The 17,059-nt window shown below is 60.2% G+C and carries 15 protein-coding genes; 6 read left to right on the forward strand and 9 right to left on the reverse strand.

What is annotated here, in order from left to right; translation table 11 throughout:
* Positions 1-10 precede the first annotated feature (10 nt).
* Positions 11-820, reverse strand: coding sequence for a division plane positioning ATPase MipZ (locus tag U3648_RS15735; protein ID WP_129685195.1), 810 nt, complete (start codon positions 818-820; stop codon positions 11-13).
* A 322-nt stretch (positions 821-1,142) separates the two neighbouring features.
* Between U3648_RS15735 and U3648_RS15740 the strand changes: the two genes are divergently transcribed.
* Positions 1,143-2,426, forward strand: coding sequence for a DEAD/DEAH box helicase (locus U3648_RS15740; protein ID WP_420860182.1), 1,284 nt, complete (start codon positions 1,143-1,145; stop codon positions 2,424-2,426).
* Positions 2,427-2,428: 2 nt separating this feature from the next.
* Here U3648_RS15740 and U3648_RS15745 read toward each other — a convergent pair whose 3' ends face one another.
* The 4 genes from U3648_RS15745 to U3648_RS15760 form a co-directional block, all read right to left on the reverse strand.
* Complete coding sequence (locus U3648_RS15745; RefSeq protein WP_420860183.1) at positions 2,429-3,178, reverse strand: GGDEF domain-containing protein; 750 nt, start codon at positions 3,176-3,178, stop codon at positions 2,429-2,431.
* Between the two features lie 148 nt (positions 3,179-3,326).
* Positions 3,327-3,548, reverse strand: coding sequence for a 50S ribosomal protein L31 (gene rpmE / locus U3648_RS15750; protein WP_420860184.1), 222 nt, complete (start codon positions 3,546-3,548; stop codon positions 3,327-3,329).
* An 11-nt stretch (positions 3,549-3,559) separates the two neighbouring features.
* On the reverse strand, positions 3,560-3,943 hold the full coding sequence (gene rplS / locus U3648_RS15755) for a 50S ribosomal protein L19 (protein WP_420860185.1): 384 nt from the start codon (positions 3,941-3,943) through the stop codon (positions 3,560-3,562).
* Positions 3,944-4,187: 244 nt separating this feature from the next.
* A complete protein-coding gene (locus tag U3648_RS15760; protein ID WP_129685205.1) occupies positions 4,188-4,607 on the reverse strand; it encodes a tellurite resistance TerB family protein in 420 nt (139 codons plus the stop codon).
* 114 nt (positions 4,608-4,721) lie between these two features.
* Between U3648_RS15760 and U3648_RS15765 the strand changes: the two genes are divergently transcribed.
* The 5 genes from U3648_RS15765 to U3648_RS15785 all read left to right on the forward strand — a co-directional run bounded on the left by U3648_RS15765 (position 4,722) and on the right by U3648_RS15785 (position 10,808).
* Positions 4,722-6,365 (forward strand): lysine--tRNA ligase, encoded by a 1,644-nt coding sequence (locus U3648_RS15765; RefSeq protein ID WP_420860186.1) that lies wholly within the window; start codon positions 4,722-4,724, stop codon positions 6,363-6,365.
* A gap of 69 nt (positions 6,366-6,434) precedes the next feature.
* Entirely contained in the window at positions 6,435-6,830 is a 396-nt protein-coding gene (locus U3648_RS15770) for a DUF4864 domain-containing protein (RefSeq protein ID WP_420860187.1), read from the forward strand.
* Between the two features lie 195 nt (positions 6,831-7,025).
* Positions 7,026-9,314: a glycosyl hydrolase family 28-related protein gene (locus U3648_RS15775; protein ID WP_420860188.1), complete on the forward strand. Its 2,289-nt coding sequence runs from the start codon at positions 7,026-7,028 to the stop codon at positions 9,312-9,314.
* 59 nt (positions 9,315-9,373) lie between these two features.
* Positions 9,374-9,778, forward strand: coding sequence for a DUF3995 domain-containing protein (locus tag U3648_RS15780; RefSeq protein ID WP_420860189.1), 405 nt, complete (start codon positions 9,374-9,376; stop codon positions 9,776-9,778).
* Positions 9,779-10,205: 427 nt separating this feature from the next.
* Entirely contained in the window at positions 10,206-10,808 is a 603-nt protein-coding gene (locus U3648_RS15785) for a hypothetical protein (RefSeq protein WP_420860190.1), read from the forward strand.
* 2 nt (positions 10,809-10,810) lie between these two features.
* On the opposite strand, the gene U3648_RS15790 is transcribed toward U3648_RS15785, so the two are convergent.
* From U3648_RS15790 to U3648_RS15805, 4 genes are read right to left on the reverse strand one after another with little or no spacing between them, the layout of a single operon-like run.
* Entirely contained in the window at positions 10,811-11,731 is a 921-nt protein-coding gene (locus U3648_RS15790) for a hypothetical protein (protein ID WP_420860191.1), read from the reverse strand.
* Entirely contained in the window at positions 11,732-14,182 is a 2,451-nt protein-coding gene (locus U3648_RS15795; protein WP_420860192.1) for an adenylyltransferase/cytidyltransferase family protein, read from the reverse strand. It abuts the gene before it with no gap.
* A gap of 25 nt (positions 14,183-14,207) precedes the next feature.
* On the reverse strand, positions 14,208-15,164 hold the full coding sequence (locus tag U3648_RS15800; protein WP_420860193.1) for a hypothetical protein: 957 nt from the start codon (positions 15,162-15,164) through the stop codon (positions 14,208-14,210).
* A 13-nt stretch (positions 15,165-15,177) separates the two neighbouring features.
* Positions 15,178-16,731 carry a glycosyltransferase family protein gene (locus tag U3648_RS15805; protein ID WP_420860194.1) on the reverse strand — a complete coding sequence of 518 codons (1,554 nt, stop codon included), beginning with the start codon at positions 16,729-16,731 and terminating at the stop codon, positions 15,178-15,180.
* Positions 16,732-17,059 lie beyond the last annotated feature (328 nt).

Raw genomic sequence — 17,059 nt, forward strand, 5'->3', positions numbered from 1 at the left:
CCCTTTCGGATCAGAAATCGACGGAAACGCCGGGAAGGTTCAGCGACTTGATAAGGTCGCGCAATTCCTGCCGTGCGGCCACGTTCGAGATATTCAACTGGGTCACGCCGACATCGCGCAGGTCCAGAAGGGTCAGGCCGCGTGGGAAAAGTTCGCGGAAAATCACCCGTTCATTGAACCCCGGCGCGGTGCGGAACCCGATCCGGCGCGACAGCTTGTTCAGCGCCGCCTCCATCTTTTGCTTGTTGACCATGTTCTGCGCGCCCAGCCGGTTGCGCACTACGACCCAGTCGATCGGCGGCAGCCCGGCCTGCGCCCGCAATTGCCGCGCGTTCCAGACCATTTCCGAATAGACGGACGGGCCGGTGATATTCTCGCCCGCGCTGTCTACATGGGCTAGCAGGTCAAAGTCGATGAAACTGTCGTTCAGCGGCGTGATCAGCGTGTCGGCTAGGGAATGCGCAACCTGGCTAAGCCGGGTGTGCGATCCGGGGCAGTCGATCAGGATGAAATCCACGTCAGGTTCAAGCCCTGCGACGGCAGCGGACAGGCGATGGTCAAAGACGTTTTCGCCCGGCTTCAGGCTGGCCTGATCAATCTCGGGCAGTTCATGATAGCTGGGCGACGGCAGGTCGAGCCCTTCAGCCGCAAGGAAGGCTTGCCGGTTTTGGACATATCGGCCAAGTGTCTTTTGCCGCAGGTCAAGGTCCAGCGTGCCGACCTTGTGCCCCATCCGGGCCAGTGCCGTGGCCACGTGCATGGAGACCGTCGATTTGCCCGCGCCGCCTTTTTCATTGCCCACTACGATGATATGCGCCACTGCCTGATCCCCGTTGTTCGTACCCCGACACTATATGTTGGGGTAGCCTCCGGGAAAAGCGCTGGCGTTGCTGCGCCTGCAAAATATCGGGGGTTGACTTGTTTGTGCATCAGCCCCATTTGCAGCCAGTCCGAACACCCCTGCCGCGTGAGCAGTGCGCCCCAAGGACTGGGCTGCGAAGGTGACGGACATTCTGGTTCCCACGGTCACGCAGGGGTGCCGCGTTCTGGCGGTTTGGGGCAATCCGGCCCCGCATCAGCCCAGCGCGCAACCCATCACCCCGCCGCGATGTCGCGTTTCGGGGACCGAAAGGACTATACTGATGGATTTTGATATGCTGGGGCTTTCGCCCCGTCTTGTGTCCAAGCTGCAAGAGCTGGGCATCAAGGACCCAACCCCGATTCAGGCGCAGGCGATCCCCCATGCGATGAACGGCCGCGACGTGATGGGCCTTGCCCAGACCGGGACCGGCAAGACCGCCGCCTTTGGCCTGCCCATGCTGAACGCACTTCTGTCTGACGGCGGGCGGCCGACGCCGAAAACGGCGAAGGCGCTGGTGTTGGCACCGACGCGCGAGTTGGCAAAGCAGATTGCCGATAACCTTGCCGCGTTTTCCGAAGGCACTCACCTCAAGACCGTTCTGGTCGTCGGCGGGGCCGGGATCACCGGACAGGCGCGGCGGCTGGAAAAAGGCTGTGCCGTTCTGGTGGCGACACCGGGCCGGTTGCTCGATCTGATCGACCGGGGCGCGGTGCGGTTGAACGAAACCCGGTTCCTTGTCTTGGACGAGGCCGATCAGATGCTGGACCTTGGGTTCATCCATGCCCTGCGCAAGATCGCCCCGATGTTGGCGGAGGAGCGGCAGACCATGCTGTTCTCGGCCACCATGCCGAAGCAAATGAACGAATTGGCCCAGACCTATCTGACCGATCCGGTCCGGGTGCAGGTCAACCCGCCGGGGCAGGCCGCCGACAAGATTGAACAGGGCGTGCACTATGTCGCCAAGGCGGCCAAAATTGACCTGTTGATCGAACTTCTCGACCAGCACCGGGATGAACGGGCGCTGGTCTTCGGCCGGACCAAGCATGGCATGGAAAAACTGTCCCGCGTGCTTGCAGGCAAGGGATTCGGCGTTGCCGCGATCCACGGCAACAAGAGCCAGGGGCAGCGGGACCGGGCCATCAAGTCGTTCAAGGACGGCGAGGTGAAGGTGCTGGTAGCAACGGATGTTGCCGCGCGCGGGATCGACATTCCAGATGTTCGGCACGTCTATAATTTTGAACTTCCCAACGTGCCGGAAAACTATGTGCACCGGATCGGGCGGACCGCCCGTGCCGGGGCGGATGGCATGGCAGTTGCGCTGTGTTCGCCCGATGAAATGGGCGAAATGCGAGATATCGAAAAGGTGCTCAAGGCTCCGATCCCGGTCTTGTCCGGGAGGCCCTGGGAACGCGCGGAAGAGCCGGAGAAGCCCAAGGGCGGCCGAGGCCGCGGCGGCCCGCGCCGGGGTGGCCAACCGGCGGTCGGTGCATCGCGCCCAGCGCGCAACGCCGGACCCACCAAATCGCGCCCGCGCCGCAACCGCGCCAAGTCACGGAGCGCCTGACCCTAAATCGCTTGCCGGGTCCGAATGCCCGGCGGTTCGGGGCGCCGGTCGTCATTGGCGGTCGACACCTCGATCCGGGCGCGGCCGTTTCGTTTGGCCGCATAAAGGGCGTCATCGGCGAACCGCATGAGCGTGTCCAGATCATCGAATTGATGGGTCTGGACCGCGCCGAGCGATACCGACACTGTCAGGTGTTCAAGATCGGGGCCCCCGGAAAAGGGAATGGGCTGAAGCATTGGCGCGAGAATGGCCTGCGCCTGCCGGATTGTCGTGTCGCGGAGGTAGACGCCAAACTCTTCTCCGCCCAGACGGCCGACAACGTCATCGGTCCGCAGACTTCGGCGCAGCCGATAAGCGATCGAGATCAGGCATTGATCCCCGATCTGGTGGCCGTAGGTGTCGTTGACACGTTTGAAGTGGTCTGCGTCCAGGATGATCAGCACCCCACGCGCATCATGTTGCAGGGCACTGCGCACCTGCGACATGAACCAGCGTCGGTTCGGGAGGTTGGTCATGGAATCAGTGCGGGACTTGAGCGACAGTTCGATTTGCAGCCGGGCCTGTTTGCGGACCAGAAGAAAGAACAGGATGACAAAGGGCGTCCCGACGCAGAGCGCATTGAAAACAACATATCCGGGCGGCAGGGCAAATTCGCCGAAATAGATACGCGAAAACGCAAAGTTCAACAGAACGATGACCGCCGAAAACCCAGCGATCTTTGCGGCAGTATCCCGCCATCCCCGCGGAACCATAGCCTTGTAGAACCAGTGCAACATAACCACCCCAAGCGACCGCGTCTGATTATCGGGCGAATGAGTTAACGATTGGTTGCCTCGCGACCGTCCAAACGAAAAACGCCGCCCCGAAGGGCGGCGTTTCGAAACATTGCGGTCGTTTGGATCAGAAGCCCAGACCGGCGTATTTGTTCTTGAACTTCGACACACGGCCGCCGGCGTCCAGCAGACGGGCGCCGCCACCGGTCCACGCCGGGTGCACGGAGGGGTCGATGTCGAGCGACATGGTATCGCCTTCTTTGCCCCAGGTCGATTTCATCTGAACCACAGTGCCATCGGTCATCTTGACGTCGATGATGTGGTAGTCGGGATGGATATCCTTTTTCATCGGTCGTCCCCTTATGCGTTGGCGCCGTCAAGCGGCTTGTAGTTCGACACTTCGGCGATCCGGGCGGATTTGCCGCGGCGCGAGCGGAGGTAGTACAGCTTGGCGCGACGGACGCGGCCACGGCGGACAACCTCGATCGAGTCGATGTTGGTTGAGTAGAGCGGGAACACACGTTCGACGCCTTCACCGAACGAAATCTTGCGAACGGTGAACGAGCCGGCAATGCCCTTGCCGTTCTTGCGGCTGATGCAGACGCCTTCGTACATCTGTACGCGCGAACGGGAGCCCTCGGTCACCTTGTAGCCAACGCGAATGGTGTCGCCGGCCTTGAAGTCGGGAATGCTCTTCCCGAGAGAGGCGATCTGTTCCGCCTCGAGCTGTGCGATCAGGTCCATCTGATACGCTCCTATCTTGCTCACGGTTGTCCCGTGAAGTTTCTCGCGTCCTCAGAGCTCTCGGTCTTCTTCCGGGTCCGCACGTGGCGCCCGCCAGAGTTCAGGTCGTCATTCCTAGTTCGGGTTCTTCCGGGCCAAACCCCGCCGAAGAAAGCGGGTGGTGATCCAACAGAACACAGGTCCAGTGGCCGATTCCGGCCCCGGACTGGCGCCGTATAGGCCCCGGCGCCCTTGTGATCAAGGGCTAAAGCGTCAGATGACGAGCCCGTGCGCCGCGTTCGATGGCTGCTGCATGCAGCCTGTCGATGTTCAGCTCGTATCGGATTTCTTCAAGAAGCCGACCTTCGCGGTCTTCGATCCGCCCGTCGGCTGCCGCCACGTCGCAGGCAAAGGCATAGGCAGTTTCCCACAGGCGTTCCGGAAGCGCGTCGCGCACCAGCCCGAACATGGCGTCCAGACCGTCTTCCTGATCGAGAAGGTCAAAGACCATGTGGGACACCCGCGGCAGCCGGTCGGTGTCGTAGTCCCCGAAGATCGGAAGGTGGTTGATCACGTTGTTGATCTTCACCAGTTCCGATGTCCGCATATCGGAATCCGAGGCCGACACGGTCAGCATCAGCGCCACAAGCGCATCCTGCGGGGTCAGCGGGGTTTCGATCGTCATGCGGCTGTCTCCTATCCGGCGTACCCTTCATTTATTGACGCCAAGCGCCCCCCGCAATAGGGAGTGCGCCTGAAGTGCACCATGGGGGTGCGCAAACCTGAAAAGAGAATGACGATGTCCGACCTGCGCGACGCCGCGATGAGTTCGAAAGCCTGGCCGTTTGAAGAGGCCCGGGCGCTGCTCAAACGTGTGGAAGCATCGGGCAAGAAAGAGGTGCTTTTCGAAACCGGTTATGGCCCGTCCGGCCTGCCGCACATCGGCACCTTTGGCGAGGTGCTGCGCACCACGATGATCCGCCGCGCGTTCGAGGTCATCTCGGACATTCCGACCCGGCTGATCTGTTTCTCGGATGATCTTGACGGGATGCGCAAGGTGCCGGGCAACGTTCCCAATCAGGACATGCTGGCCGAGCACATGCACAAGCCGCTGACCTCGGTGCCGGACCCGTTTGGCACCCACGAAAGCTTTGGTCATCACAACAACGCCATGCTGCGCCGGTTCCTCGATACCTTCGGGTTCGAGTACGAGTTCTATTCGGCCCGCGAATTCTACCGCTCGGGCCAGTTCGACGAGGTGCTGAAGCGGGCGGTTGAACGCTATGACGAGGTGATGAAGGTCATGCTGAAGTCGCTGCGCGAAGAGCGGCAGCAGACCTATTCCATCTTCCTGCCGATCCACCCGGAAACCGGCCGCGTGCTGTATGTTCCGATGAAGTCGGTGGATGCCGAGAACCACACCATCACCTTTGACGATGAAGATGGGCGTGAATGGACGCTGCCTGTCACGGGCGGCAACGTAAAGCTTCAGTGGAAGCCCGATTTTGGCGCGCGCTGGGCTGCGCTGGACGTCGATTTCGAGATGTATGGCAAGGAACACGCGACCAATACCGCGATCTATGACCGTATCTGCGAAATTCTGGGCGGGACCAAGCCGAACCACTTCAGCTATGAACTTTTCCTTGATGAGCAGGGCCAGAAGATCTCGAAGTCGTCCGGCAATGGCGTCAGCATTGACGAATGGCTCACCTATGCCTCGACCGAGAGCCTGTCGTATTTCATGTATCTCAAGCCAAAGACGGCCAAGCGGCTGCATTGGGATGTGATCCCCAAGATGGTGGACGAATACCACCAGCAGCTGCGCGCCTATGCGACGCAGGACAGCGCGGGCCGGGTAAACAACCCCGTGTTCCATATCCATGGCCACAACGTCCCGGCCTCGACCATGGTCGTGCCCTTTGCGATGCTTCTGAACCTTGCCGCCGTGTCTGGCGCGCAAGACAAGGACAAGCTGTGGGGGTTCATCCAGCGCTATGCCCCGGACGCGAGCCCTGAGGGCAACCCCGATCTTGATCAGGCCGCCGGTTTTGCGATCCGGTATTTCAACGACTTCGTGAAACCGACCCGCACCTTCCGCCTGCCGACCGATCAGGAACGCGCCGCGCTGGAAGATCTCGTTGCCTGTCTGAAAGACGAACAGACCGCACTGGCCGCGATCGCCAAGAAGAACGCCGCTGCCGGAACCCCGGACGAGGCGCTTCCGCAGGTAAACTGGGCGGACGAGGAATTCCTGCAATCCATCGTCTTCGCGGTTGGCAAGAACCACGGGTTCGAACCGCTTCGTGCGTGGTTTTCGTGCCTGTACGAGGTCCTTCTGGGCGCGTCGCAGGGGCCGCGTTTTGGCGGGTTCATCGCGCTATACGGGATCGAGGAAAGCATTGCCCTGATCGAATCCGGCCTGCGCGGCGAACTGGCCGCCTGACCCCAAGACTGAACCAATTTGGGCCTTCCGCCGTATCCTGATAAGAACGGGATACTGCGGGAGGCCCAAATGCTACGTCTGACTGCCCTGCTTGCCCTGCTGGCCACGCCGGTTGTCGCGCAGGACCGCGCCGCCATTGAGGCGGTGATTGACGACCAGATGGACGCCTTTACAGGGCGTGATCTGGACGGGGCATGGACCCACGCCAGCCCGATGATCCAGCGCCTGTTCCAGACGCCGGAGAATTTCGGCCTGATGGTCCGGGAGGGCTATCCCATGGTTTGGGACAATGAGGCGATCCGGTTCATGGACCTGACTGAAGCCGATGGCGCCTGGCGTCAGGACGTACTGGTCGAGGATTCAAACGGCACCCTTCACATGCTGGAATATCTGATGATCGAGACCCCGCAGGGATGGAAGATCAACGGCGTTGGCCTTCTTCCCGCCCCCGATTTGGGCGTCTGAAACCCCGCGCTGTTGCGCCGTCTACCGTGACGGTGCCCCAAGCCCGGTTTCACCATTGATTGCTACCCCTTTGGCGCGAGGGCCGCGTGCAATGCGTTGCCCGTGGTCGAGGATTTGGCGGGCGGGGCCATGGACGCGGACGGGCAGGGCTGCCCGACCCGGCGGACCCCGCCCCTGTGAAAGGGGAACCTTCGAATGAACAAGGCAATTACCGACGGGCTGGTCCTGATGCCGCCGCCCTTTGTGAATGGGCTAGATGTGTGGTCGACGGGGGATGGCACGCCTGGGTCCCAGACTTATGCCACATCCGGCACCGGCGCTTTCGTTCCTGCGGACGCGAATTTCGCGGGCTGTCTGGAGATCGTGAAGACCACGGCGACGACCAAGCTGCGCTATATGGGCGAAACGACGATCCTTCCGGGGTGCTATTTGCAGGTTCGCGCGCGGGTCAAGGCCGTGTCGGGGCCGTTGCCGGCGGTTCGGATCGCGGGCTGGGCCGGTGGCGCCGGTGGGGCGCATGTCCCGGGGCTGACGGAAACAGCGCCCTCCGTGCAACTGACCACCTATGGCGAGGTAGTCGAGGTGTCGGCGATCATCGGCACCGGGTTCCGCACCGGCGTGGATATGACCTGGCCCGATGCGATCTATGGCCATCTTGGGCTGGATCTGACCGGCCCGAACGGTGGGGTCGTCCGGATCGACGATGTCGAGATCGAGGATGTGACCAACGTTTTCATCCGCGACATGATCGGCTTTGTCGATGTTCGGGACTATGGCGCAATGGGGGACGGCGTGACCGACGACAGTGCCGCGTTCGAGGCCGCCGACGCTGACGCATTCGGGCGAGAGGTCCTTGTATCCGAAGGCACCTATTTCCTGGGCGACCATGTCACCATCGAAAACCAGATCCATTTCGCGGGCACCGTCACCATGCCCGACGACAAGCGGCTGATCCTGCAGAAGAACTTTGACTTCGAAACCTATTTCGACGCCTTTCAGGACGAAGAACTGGCGTTCAAGAAATCGTTTCAAGCGCTTCTGAATTTCTCGGATCATGACACGCTGGACCTTGGCGGGCGGATCATTTCGCTGTCGGCGCCGGTTGATATGCAGGCGGCGGAAGGGGCGAAAACCACCTTTGAGATCCGCCGCGTCATCCAGAACGGGCAATTGCGGCCAGTGGCCGGGCCGAATTGGGACCCGGATGTTGTGACGTCGCAGGCGACCTATTCCTCGGCCACTCCCTACCAACTGACCAACGTCGCCAATATCGCCAACATCGCGGTTGGGTCGCTGGTCGAAGGCAATGGCGTCGGGCGCGAGGTCTATGTGCAGGCGGTCAATGTGGCGCAGCAATCCCTGACGCTGAGCCAGCAGATCTATGACGTGGATGGCAGCCAGATCTTCACCTTCACCCGGTTCAAATACCTGATCGACCTGTCCGGTTTCGCCAAATACTCGCGGCTGCATTTCGACAATATCGAGTTCTACTGCGACGGCGAATCCAGCGCGGTGATGCTGGGGCAGGACGGGTCGCTGATGCAGTTTCGCGATTGCTATTTCAACAAGCCCCGCAACCGCGGCATCACCAGCATCGCCCGCGCCTGTCAGGGGATGATGATCGACCGTTGCGAATTCATTTCCAACGAACAGACCCTGCCGGACCAGACCCGCATTTCCGTGGGTGTGAACGCAAACGCAAACGATGTGAAGATTCGTGACTGCCGCCTCGTTCGGTTCAAGCATTTCGCTGTGCTGGGTGGAACCGGCAGCATGATCGTCGGCAATCACTGCTTTCAGGGGGACAACGAAACCGACGGGCTGCGGCAGGCCGGGTTCATCTTCACCCGCCCAAACAACAAGACGATCTTTACCGGCAACTACATCGACAATTGTTCGATTGAACTGACCAACGAACACGACGCGACGCCGGACCTTGGGGCGCAGTATTCCTTTGGGGGCATTTCAATCACCGGTAACATCTTTACCGCGGCCGATGTGGCCCCCTGGTTCAGCTGGATCGTGATCAAGCCCCATGGCGTGGGGCAGTTCATCCACGGGCTTTCGGTGTCGGGCAATGTGTTCAAGGCGCTGGACGGGGCGATTGAACGGGCCGAACGGATCGACACCAGCATCGCCGATCTGGATCGGACCCGGTTCCGCAACGTCTATTTCCAGAACAACACCTACACGGCCGTCAACACGGTGACCGAGAACCCGGTCAGCGTGAACCACAAGGAGAATTCGGAATCGGCTGTATGGACTGTCGATACGGCCGGGCGGCTTCCGTTCGAAGGCTACGCTCGGTTCGTAGAATCGGTGATGCCGATAGGTGCCCTGACGGCGGTTGGGGGCGGGCGGGTCTATGAACTTCCCTATTCCGAAGTCCGCGTGGGGCCGAACGAGGATCAGATCAACCTGCGGTTCGGCACGGCTTGCAAGGGCGAGGTTCAGGTTCGCGTCCGCTGCGACTGGATGGATTGATCACGCGATCCCGCTGAAATTTGAAAGACCACATGCCCCGGCCCGGTATAGGCTGGGGCATGTCGATTCTCGCGCTTGTCCTGTCGTCTTGCTGTATCGTCATCGCGGCGATCCATCTGATGTGGGCGCTGGGGCTTTGGTTCCCGTTGAGGGACGAACGGCGCATGGTCGCTGCGGTGGTCGGGTTTCGCGAAGCGACCCGGATGCCCGGCCCGATCCCTTGTTCGCTGGTCGTGGTGGGGCTTTTGTTTGCGGCTTCGGCTCCGTGGTGGGGCGGCGGGATGGTGCGGCAAACGGTCCTTTGGGCCTGTACGGTTGTTTTCGGCGTGCGGGGCGTCTTGGCCTACACACGCTGGTGGCGGTGGCTTACCCCGCAACAGCCGTTTGCGCGAAACGACAAATGGATCTACGGCCCGATGTGCCTTGGCCTGTCCATTGGATATCTCGTGCTCGCACTGGGTTAAATTTCCCTCGCGGCGCAATCAGCCGACAAATTCGGCGGAACTCTCTCTGCTACGATCAATAGGCTGCCCCGGTTCGGCCCTGACCTGTTCGGTCTCATTACCTGGTGAACCGCGCTTTGCCAGTCGACTTGCAGGACCTGCGCAAGTCATGGCACACCGAATCTGTAGTATTTGATCAAGATGTTGCGGGTAGCAGGATTGTTGCGGGAACAAGCACGACAGAAATGAGCGGGCGCGCGTGAAACCCATCGTCTTTCTTCACCTTCCAAAGACCGCTGGGCAAACGATTCATCATGCCATCGGTGCGATCTGTGGCGAAGACCGGATTTCCCCCCTTCGGCTACAGTCGCAGGTTACCAGTCTCGGAAGTTTTCCAGCGGGCTATGATTTTCATTCCGGTCATCTTCATTGGGATGGTCTAGAAGCGATGGTGCCCCCGCCGTTTGCGTTTTCCGTGATCCGTGATCCGAAAGAGAGGTTCGCGTCGTTCTATTTCTACATGCGCCACAAGATCCGGGAACAGGTCGACATGAGCGGCCCGATAACAAATCACGCAATCCACGCGGCCCTGACCGAACCGGCCGAGATGTTCTTCTTCAATCCTGACGAGGATCTTGAGCAGCGTATCCGTCTTGCGTGGGCGAACCGGACAATGACCTATTTCGCCCTGCGTCGACTTGAACGGCGCCGGGAAGACGCCCGCCATGATCTGACCGCCCTTCTGGAGGCGGCGATGCTTAACGTTGATCAGCTGTCTGCGGTCTACGATTTCGAGGATCTGTCGCCCTTGGAGGACGATGTCGAAACGCTTTGGGGCGCTCGTCCAGAGATCGTTGCGTGCAATACCAACAAGGGGCCCGTCGCACAGGGAGAGTCACGTTGGGCGCGCCTTCTGGACGAACTTGGGTCAGACAGATTGTCCCGAGGTCTGGAAAAATTCGTTTTCGAGGATAACGTTTTTGTCGACGCGCTTGTGGCTCGCAATCTGGGCGAAGGCGGGCGCCTCAAGGGGTTGGCCGGCCTTCGATAGCGTCATTCCGCGCCGGTCACGTTCGATGCTGGTTTGCTGAAATTGCGCAGGAAGAACCGTTCGGCGCTTTCCTCAATCACGAAATCGGCAGTGCGGATTGTGGTGTGGAGTTGGTCTGCAAGGCCACCGTATTTGCTGGCCCGCGAGGCCCAGAAGTAGGTCAGCCGTCTGACAAAGAAGGACAGCAACCCAGACAGCCCGCTGTAGCCGTGGGAATCGCCGATCAGGACAAGATGAACATCGTTGGCCGCCGCGGGATTTTCGAATGTCCGCGTTCGGCCTGTGTTTCGGCCTGGGTCCGCCGCGATTTCCGATTCGAGGAACGGGCTTTGGAAAAAGCAGGTCGGGGCGGCGGCCGATCCAAAACGTGCCGCCAGATCGCCAGCATAATCCCTTTGGTGAATCTTCAGATCCGGAATCGTGACGTCGAGGCCCAGGCCTTCCAGAAGATGAAGGGCTGTCTGAAGATAGAACGTGATGTTGGGATGGCTGTCGAAGAAACGAAGATGGGTTTCGAACGGCCCGCCAAGGTCCGGAATCATGAAGAAACCGTCGGCTGCGGCGGTGTTCATACCGTCCGCCATGGACACAAGCGCGGTGTTGAGCGCAGAGAATTCGGGGCGGGTTGCCGCGAACCCGGCCGTTTCGCGGATGACCAGAAAACGGTCAACGTCGACCCCCAGCATCTTGAAACCCGCGGCACGAAAGGCGCGAGCTTCATGCGCCCTGTCCCAGTAATTGTTCGCGCCGTTCTTCAGCAGTGGAATTGGTCCCAGCTGTGTTTGAAGCGACAGAAGGTCAAGGTCCTCGAGCGCGGCAGGGTCGTTTGCCAATGCGCCGAAGTCGGGTCCATAGGTGGTCATGGCGGCTTCGTTGCCCTTCAAGGCAAGCTCTGCCGCTTCTTCGATCGACGAGATCCACATCTACCCGGTCTCCAGACCTTCCTTGGACCCATATCGTGTGAAATGTGCCGCGGCACTGTCAAACGCATTGATGCTTGATTTGCGCAGTTTGGGGTTCTTGTTGATATAGCCTGAGTAATTGAAGCCTTCGGGCAGGTTATAGTCCGTGGGCCTGCCTTCGGCCTGCCCAAACCGCAGGTAATGCTGGATCGCTTCCACCTCTGTGACCCGGTCGGCCGCCATCAGGTCCCGGTTCAGAAACAGGTAGCGCTGCCAATTGAACCCATTTGGGATGTCCTTGAATTCGACCTTGCGGTCGATACTGTCCGCGAAAAGCCCGGCGTTCATACGCAGAATGCGGGGGTATTCCTCTGGCGGCGCGCCATGGATGAATATCCGCTTCCAGAAGGCATACATACGCATGAAATCCGGATGGTCGATGATCGGGCCGTCCATGTGCTTGTTTATGTAGGGCAGGGACAGACCCCAGACCGCATCGGCGTTGATTTCGATACAGCGGCGATAGAAATCGAACACCTCCGGCCCGATCGGATTGCGGTAGAAAAACTTCCATGCGGGCAACATGACGCGCTTGAACCCCAGCCGCATGGCCTCGGTGAAATCATCGACCGAATAGCATTGGATCACCGCCTGATCGATCTGTCCGTGTTCCTCGATCACGCGGCGTAGTTCCTGCGCGACTTCCTTGTAGGCGTCCCTGGTCGGCTTGATATCGCAGACCAGTGCCTTGCCCGTACGGGTGGCCCGGCGCACCGCCTCCTGGACGCCAATCGGTGTCAGGGCATCGTCAAACCGCGTTGCAAGGAAGGCATCGACATTTGTATCGCCAAATCCGGTTTCCAGACCATAGCGGGGCTCAAAGGTGTCATGGGCAATGATCAACCCATCCTTGCCCATGCAGAAATCCAGTTCGACGATGTTGATTGCGCCAAGCGCGGCCTCCATCGCCTCGCGGCTGTTGGAGGCGTGATGACCGTTGAAGTTGCCGCCGCCGTGGCCGATCAGGCGGTTCTTGGCAAAGAACAGGTTGCGCCGATAGCGCGGCGTCTTGGACTGTTCCGGTGCCGCGCTGACCCCGGCAAGGGGCGGCTTGCGTTTTTCCTCGCAGATCAGCGTGATCTGGTCCGCAATCGTTTCTGTCGCCTCGGCGGTGATATAGGTTCCTGCAAGGATTCGATCCTTGCAGGCTGACATCATGGCACGGGTGGCGGGGTCACCGGACGCAGCCTGGCTGATTGCCTCGACAAGCCCTTCCGGGCGACAGGGCAGGCCACCGCAGAAATGTTCCGCCGTGCCCGCCGACAGGGGCAGATCATAGAGCGTCGCCGTATTGTCCGGGTATTCCTTCAGCAGCAGTTGAACGACCGGTTTGTTCAGTGCCGCCGCCTCGTAGATGGTCGAAGACAGGTCGGACACAACCACATCGGCGTGTTTCATCAACTCGGTCGTGATTCCGTTGATATTGCGAACGGTGTTCAGGTCGCCGACGGGAAGATGCGCTGTTTCCGGATGGAACGACGCCACGTGGTTGTCGATCTTCTGGACCTCTTCGATCGCTCGGATGATGTCGTCGTTGGCGGTGATGTGCCAGGTCGGCGCAAACAGGATAATCGGCTTGTCAGGGTCCAGGTTCGCATGGGCGCAAACCTCTTCCCGGGTCATCTTTGGGGCTGACAGCAGGTCTTCGGATTTGATGAACCCGGCGGCCCGCGCCTTGCCCAGATTTGTGTCCCCATCGAATATTGCCTGTAGTGCACGCACGTGGTCCGGGCCGGCTGTCAGGATCACGTCGAAGAAATCGAACCGTTCGCGTGATCCCAGAAACCATTTCAGATGGCTGGCGCCGTGGTCGATCAGGACCCGTTTGTTTTCGTCGTATTCGGGGAAGGGCGCATTGATCGGCTTGTTGAAATATACAAGAACATCGGCGTCGATCTTGCGCGGCAGGGCGTTTTCCTTGGTCAGGATCGGGGCCACGTTGCGCGCTGTCAGCTGGTTCACGATGGTCAGCGCGCAATCCATATGTTTGTCTAGGTAGGTATCCCCGAACAACGCGCGGCCACAGCGGGTCATCTGCTTGATCTCGGTCTTGATCAGGGTGGATGAAATGCCTTCGGTCCGGGGTAGGTAGCGGACATCGCAACTGACCCAGTCAAACTTCCCGGCCCAATCGTCCCCCATGACCAGCAGGTCGGCATCGAACCGCTTGACGTAATCGTCCTTCAGTTCCAGCGACTCTTCCAGAAACACTTCGTCCACGTATTTCAGGTCCGCCACATAGGCCAGCCGCTGCGCTTCGGGAAAGACTGTCCGCTTGCCCTTGCGGTCGTTCAGCTGGTCGCTGGAGACGCCAACGATCAGGTAGTCGCCCTCGGCGCGCGCCCGTTGCAGGATCCGCAGATGACCTTCGTGCAATAGGTCAAAGGTCCCGAAGGTGATCACTTTCTTCATGGAATGTCCCTTTTGGCCTGCGCCGTCAGATTCGCCATTCTTCGCCCCAGAACTCTTGCCATTCCGCCCCGGCATGACGCGAAATGATTGTCCGCGTCGCTTCGGTCCAGCGGTCGTCATTTCGGTTTGAACTGGCGGTCGTGAATACGCTTTGGGTCGTATTCAGGCCGCCGGACTCGGTCTGATAAAAATTGTAGAACCCGATCAGCCGGTCGCGGTGCAGGCCGCTGAACGGATGTTGGCGTGCGACGGCAAGAAGAACATCGAAATCTTCCAGCCGTTCTAGGGTTTCGTCGTACCGCAGAAGGGATCGGTCAATGCGGCCCGTGTGGAACATATAGCTGTGAAGCGGCAGAAAGTTTCCGCGCAAAAGGTCCCGCTTGGTCTTCTGGCTGATCCGGAAAACGTCCTTCACGTCGCGCAGGTAGGTCTGTCCATCGTCATAGTAGACGTCTGCACAATGAATATCGGCATAGGACAGCGCGAAATTCGCCATACGCAGCGGCTCTACCAGGACCTGCAGGGCATGTTGGAACCAGATATCATCGAAGTCGATGAAGCACAGGAAATCAGAGACGCCGCGTGCATAGTGCCGATCGACGATCAGGTTCAGAAGGCGCGACCGCAGATCCAGATTGCGCGGATTGGGCAGGTTGTCGATCTCGACCGTGAACCCGGATCCGTCAAGGGCGGCAAGTGCGACGGCCTGGCTGGCGGCGACTTCGGGTTTGGTGAACCCCTGAAGGGCAACATGCACATGTACGAAGACACCGCTTTGCGCGGCGATGCTTTGCAGGCAGCGCTCCAGAAGTGGCATTTGGTCGACGTCATGAAACCGGACGCCGACTGTTATTTGCGGCAGGTCCGTGGCCGGCGAAGGCCCCGCTGCCTTCATTGCCTTGGGAAGGGGCCCGGCACCCTTGGCCTTGGGTGCGCGTTTGGCGCTGCGGCCCGTCGGTCCGGTCGAAGCGGGTTTTGTCATTTTCGTCCGCTCCTCAGGCATTCCAGAACCTGGAATGGGCAAAGCGCTCTTTGCGCATCAGGTCCGCAATCTGGTCCGGAATATTCGAAACAGACGGGGGAGCTGGCGGCAGGTCATCAATGTCAAATCCCTGCCGAAGCATTTCCGACCGCACCAATCGGGCCCGCTGCGTATTCCCCCATTTCATGCATAGATACCACGTTCCCACCATCATGCGTCCCGTGCGCCAGTCTTCCGGCGCGTGGGTCCGCCCGCTTGTGTCGTGATAGTAGCGGCCTCTTGGCGATACATACAGCCTTACCCCGGCCATGCGCGCACGAAAGGACAGATCGGTGTCTTCGCAGTACATGGGAAATGCCGGATCAAAGCCCTCGGTCCGGCGGTAGGTTTCCGCATCCAGCAGGAAGGCCGCGCCAGATACCCATTCGGTTTCGCCTGTTACCGGGTGATACCATTTCGGATGCGAAACCGGTTCGCAGTCCATCTCGATCAGGGCGGGGTGGCCACGCGAAACCGCGAACCGGAGGACCTGTTCAACCGCACGCGGCAGCAGGTATCCGTCCGGGTTCAGGCCAAGGTAGTGCGTAGCACCCGATCCGAATGCGTGTTCCATCAATCCGTTGTGCCCCAGCGCAAAACCGGGATTGTCGGGGTGCCGTTCAATGTGCAGGTCAACATCGGGGCAAAGATCAGACACCCAGTTCAGATCCGAACCTTCCGGGGTGTGGTCGAAGATGCAAAGCGTGGTCCGGAACGCGGCCCCATTGGCATTGCACTGAACCGAACGGACAAGGCGTTCTATCTCTGACCGGGGGTTTCGGTACAAGACGACCCCGATGGAAAGGGCCGTGTCGGTCAGGTCGGCGCCAATCTCAGGTTCCGGTCGGGCAAGGCGTAACCCGGAGAACCCGGTTGCAGCAATCGGCTCGTCCTGCGCGATCAGCAGTTCATAGTCATTTACGAAGCTCTCGACCGGGACCAAAAGCCGATGTAGGTGCTGGCCGTTGCGAAGCCGGTTCTGGAACAGCCCGTCATAGAACAGATGCGCGACAGGATGATGCGGCGACTGGCTCAGCACGTCATGTTGCGCGGCTGAATAGGCCGCAACATCGAAAAGAAACAGCTCTGCCAATGCCTCATCGCCTTCAGCAAGCGCGGATCGTATATCGCTCAGGGTCGTCGGGCGACGCAAGAGCGGGTTGTGGAAGACCGGGCCGTTCAGGCGGTTCGCCAGCTCGGTCAATGCTAGTGCGTCGATGTCATAGGCGCGGGCAATAAACCGCAAGAGCGTGAACGGATTCGGATCGCGCCGTTCCCGCCAGCCGAACGTCGCGAAATGCTCGACCGGATCGATTGATCCATCAAGGTCACGATAGCGGTATCGGTAAAACGCCGGATCGACGATCCGCGCTGCAAGCGCGATTTCGGCCGCCGTCGCGCCGCGCGGAATCCGGCCCTCGGTCTGGCCGTCCTTCAGATAATGCAGAAACGGGTTGTCGTCAGACGCGCGGACATCGGCGTATTGGGTAAGGTAGAAGGCGGGGTCAAAGTCTTTGGTCGGGCTCAAGCCGTCCTTCCAACCGTGCCGCAGGTAATGTTCCACAAGGTCGTCGCGACTCGCCCCTTGCGGGAGTTCGTGGCCCGCGCGCGCCGCCGACTGAACATAGTGATCGGGGTCAAGATGTGGTCTGACAAGCCTGACCAGCGCGTCATCCAAAGGGGCCGGGGGGGCGGCATCAACAACTTGCTCCCGGCCAATGTTCTCGGCCGGGTCTACGGCTTCGTCCGCTGCTTCCTTCAATGAAGAAAGCGCGCCGTTCGGTCGCCTGAAAAGCGAAAACAGGCCCATCTAAACGCCTCTGAAACACACTGTAGGGCACAGCGATAGGCCAGCG

Source organism: Marivivens marinus (assembly GCF_035969385.1).
Taxonomy (GTDB): domain Bacteria; phylum Pseudomonadota; class Alphaproteobacteria; order Rhodobacterales; family Rhodobacteraceae; genus SELP01.

Coding starts and splice junctions, on each gene's coding strand:
- U3648_RS15790 (WP_420860191.1), bottom strand. CDS start 11,731: ATGTGGATCTCGTCGATCGAAGAAGCGGCAGAGCTTGCCTTGAAGGGC.
- U3648_RS15775 (WP_420860188.1), top strand. CDS start 7,026: ATGAACAAGGCAATTACCGACGGGCTGGTCCTGATGCCGCCGCCCTTT.
- U3648_RS15795 (WP_420860192.1), bottom strand. CDS start 14,182: ATGAAGAAAGTGATCACCTTCGGGACCTTTGACCTATTGCACGAAGGT.
- U3648_RS15760 (WP_129685205.1), bottom strand. CDS start 4,607: ATGACGATCGAAACCCCGCTGACCCCGCAGGATGCGCTTGTGGCGCTG.
- U3648_RS15800 (WP_420860193.1), bottom strand. CDS start 15,164: ATGACAAAACCCGCTTCGACCGGACCGACGGGCCGCAGCGCCAAACGC.
- U3648_RS15765 (WP_420860186.1), top strand. CDS start 4,722: ATGTCCGACCTGCGCGACGCCGCGATGAGTTCGAAAGCCTGGCCGTTT.
- rpmE (WP_420860184.1), bottom strand. CDS start 3,548: ATGAAAAAGGATATCCATCCCGACTACCACATCATCGACGTCAAGATG.
- rplS (WP_420860185.1), bottom strand. CDS start 3,943: ATGGACCTGATCGCACAGCTCGAGGCGGAACAGATCGCCTCTCTCGGG.
- U3648_RS15780 (WP_420860189.1), top strand. CDS start 9,374: ATGTCGATTCTCGCGCTTGTCCTGTCGTCTTGCTGTATCGTCATCGCG.
- U3648_RS15770 (WP_420860187.1), top strand. CDS start 6,435: ATGCTACGTCTGACTGCCCTGCTTGCCCTGCTGGCCACGCCGGTTGTC.
- U3648_RS15740 (WP_420860182.1), top strand. CDS start 1,143: ATGGATTTTGATATGCTGGGGCTTTCGCCCCGTCTTGTGTCCAAGCTG.
- U3648_RS15745 (WP_420860183.1), bottom strand. CDS start 3,178: ATGGTTCCGCGGGGATGGCGGGATACTGCCGCAAAGATCGCTGGGTTT.
- U3648_RS15785 (WP_420860190.1), top strand. CDS start 10,206: ATGGTGCCCCCGCCGTTTGCGTTTTCCGTGATCCGTGATCCGAAAGAG.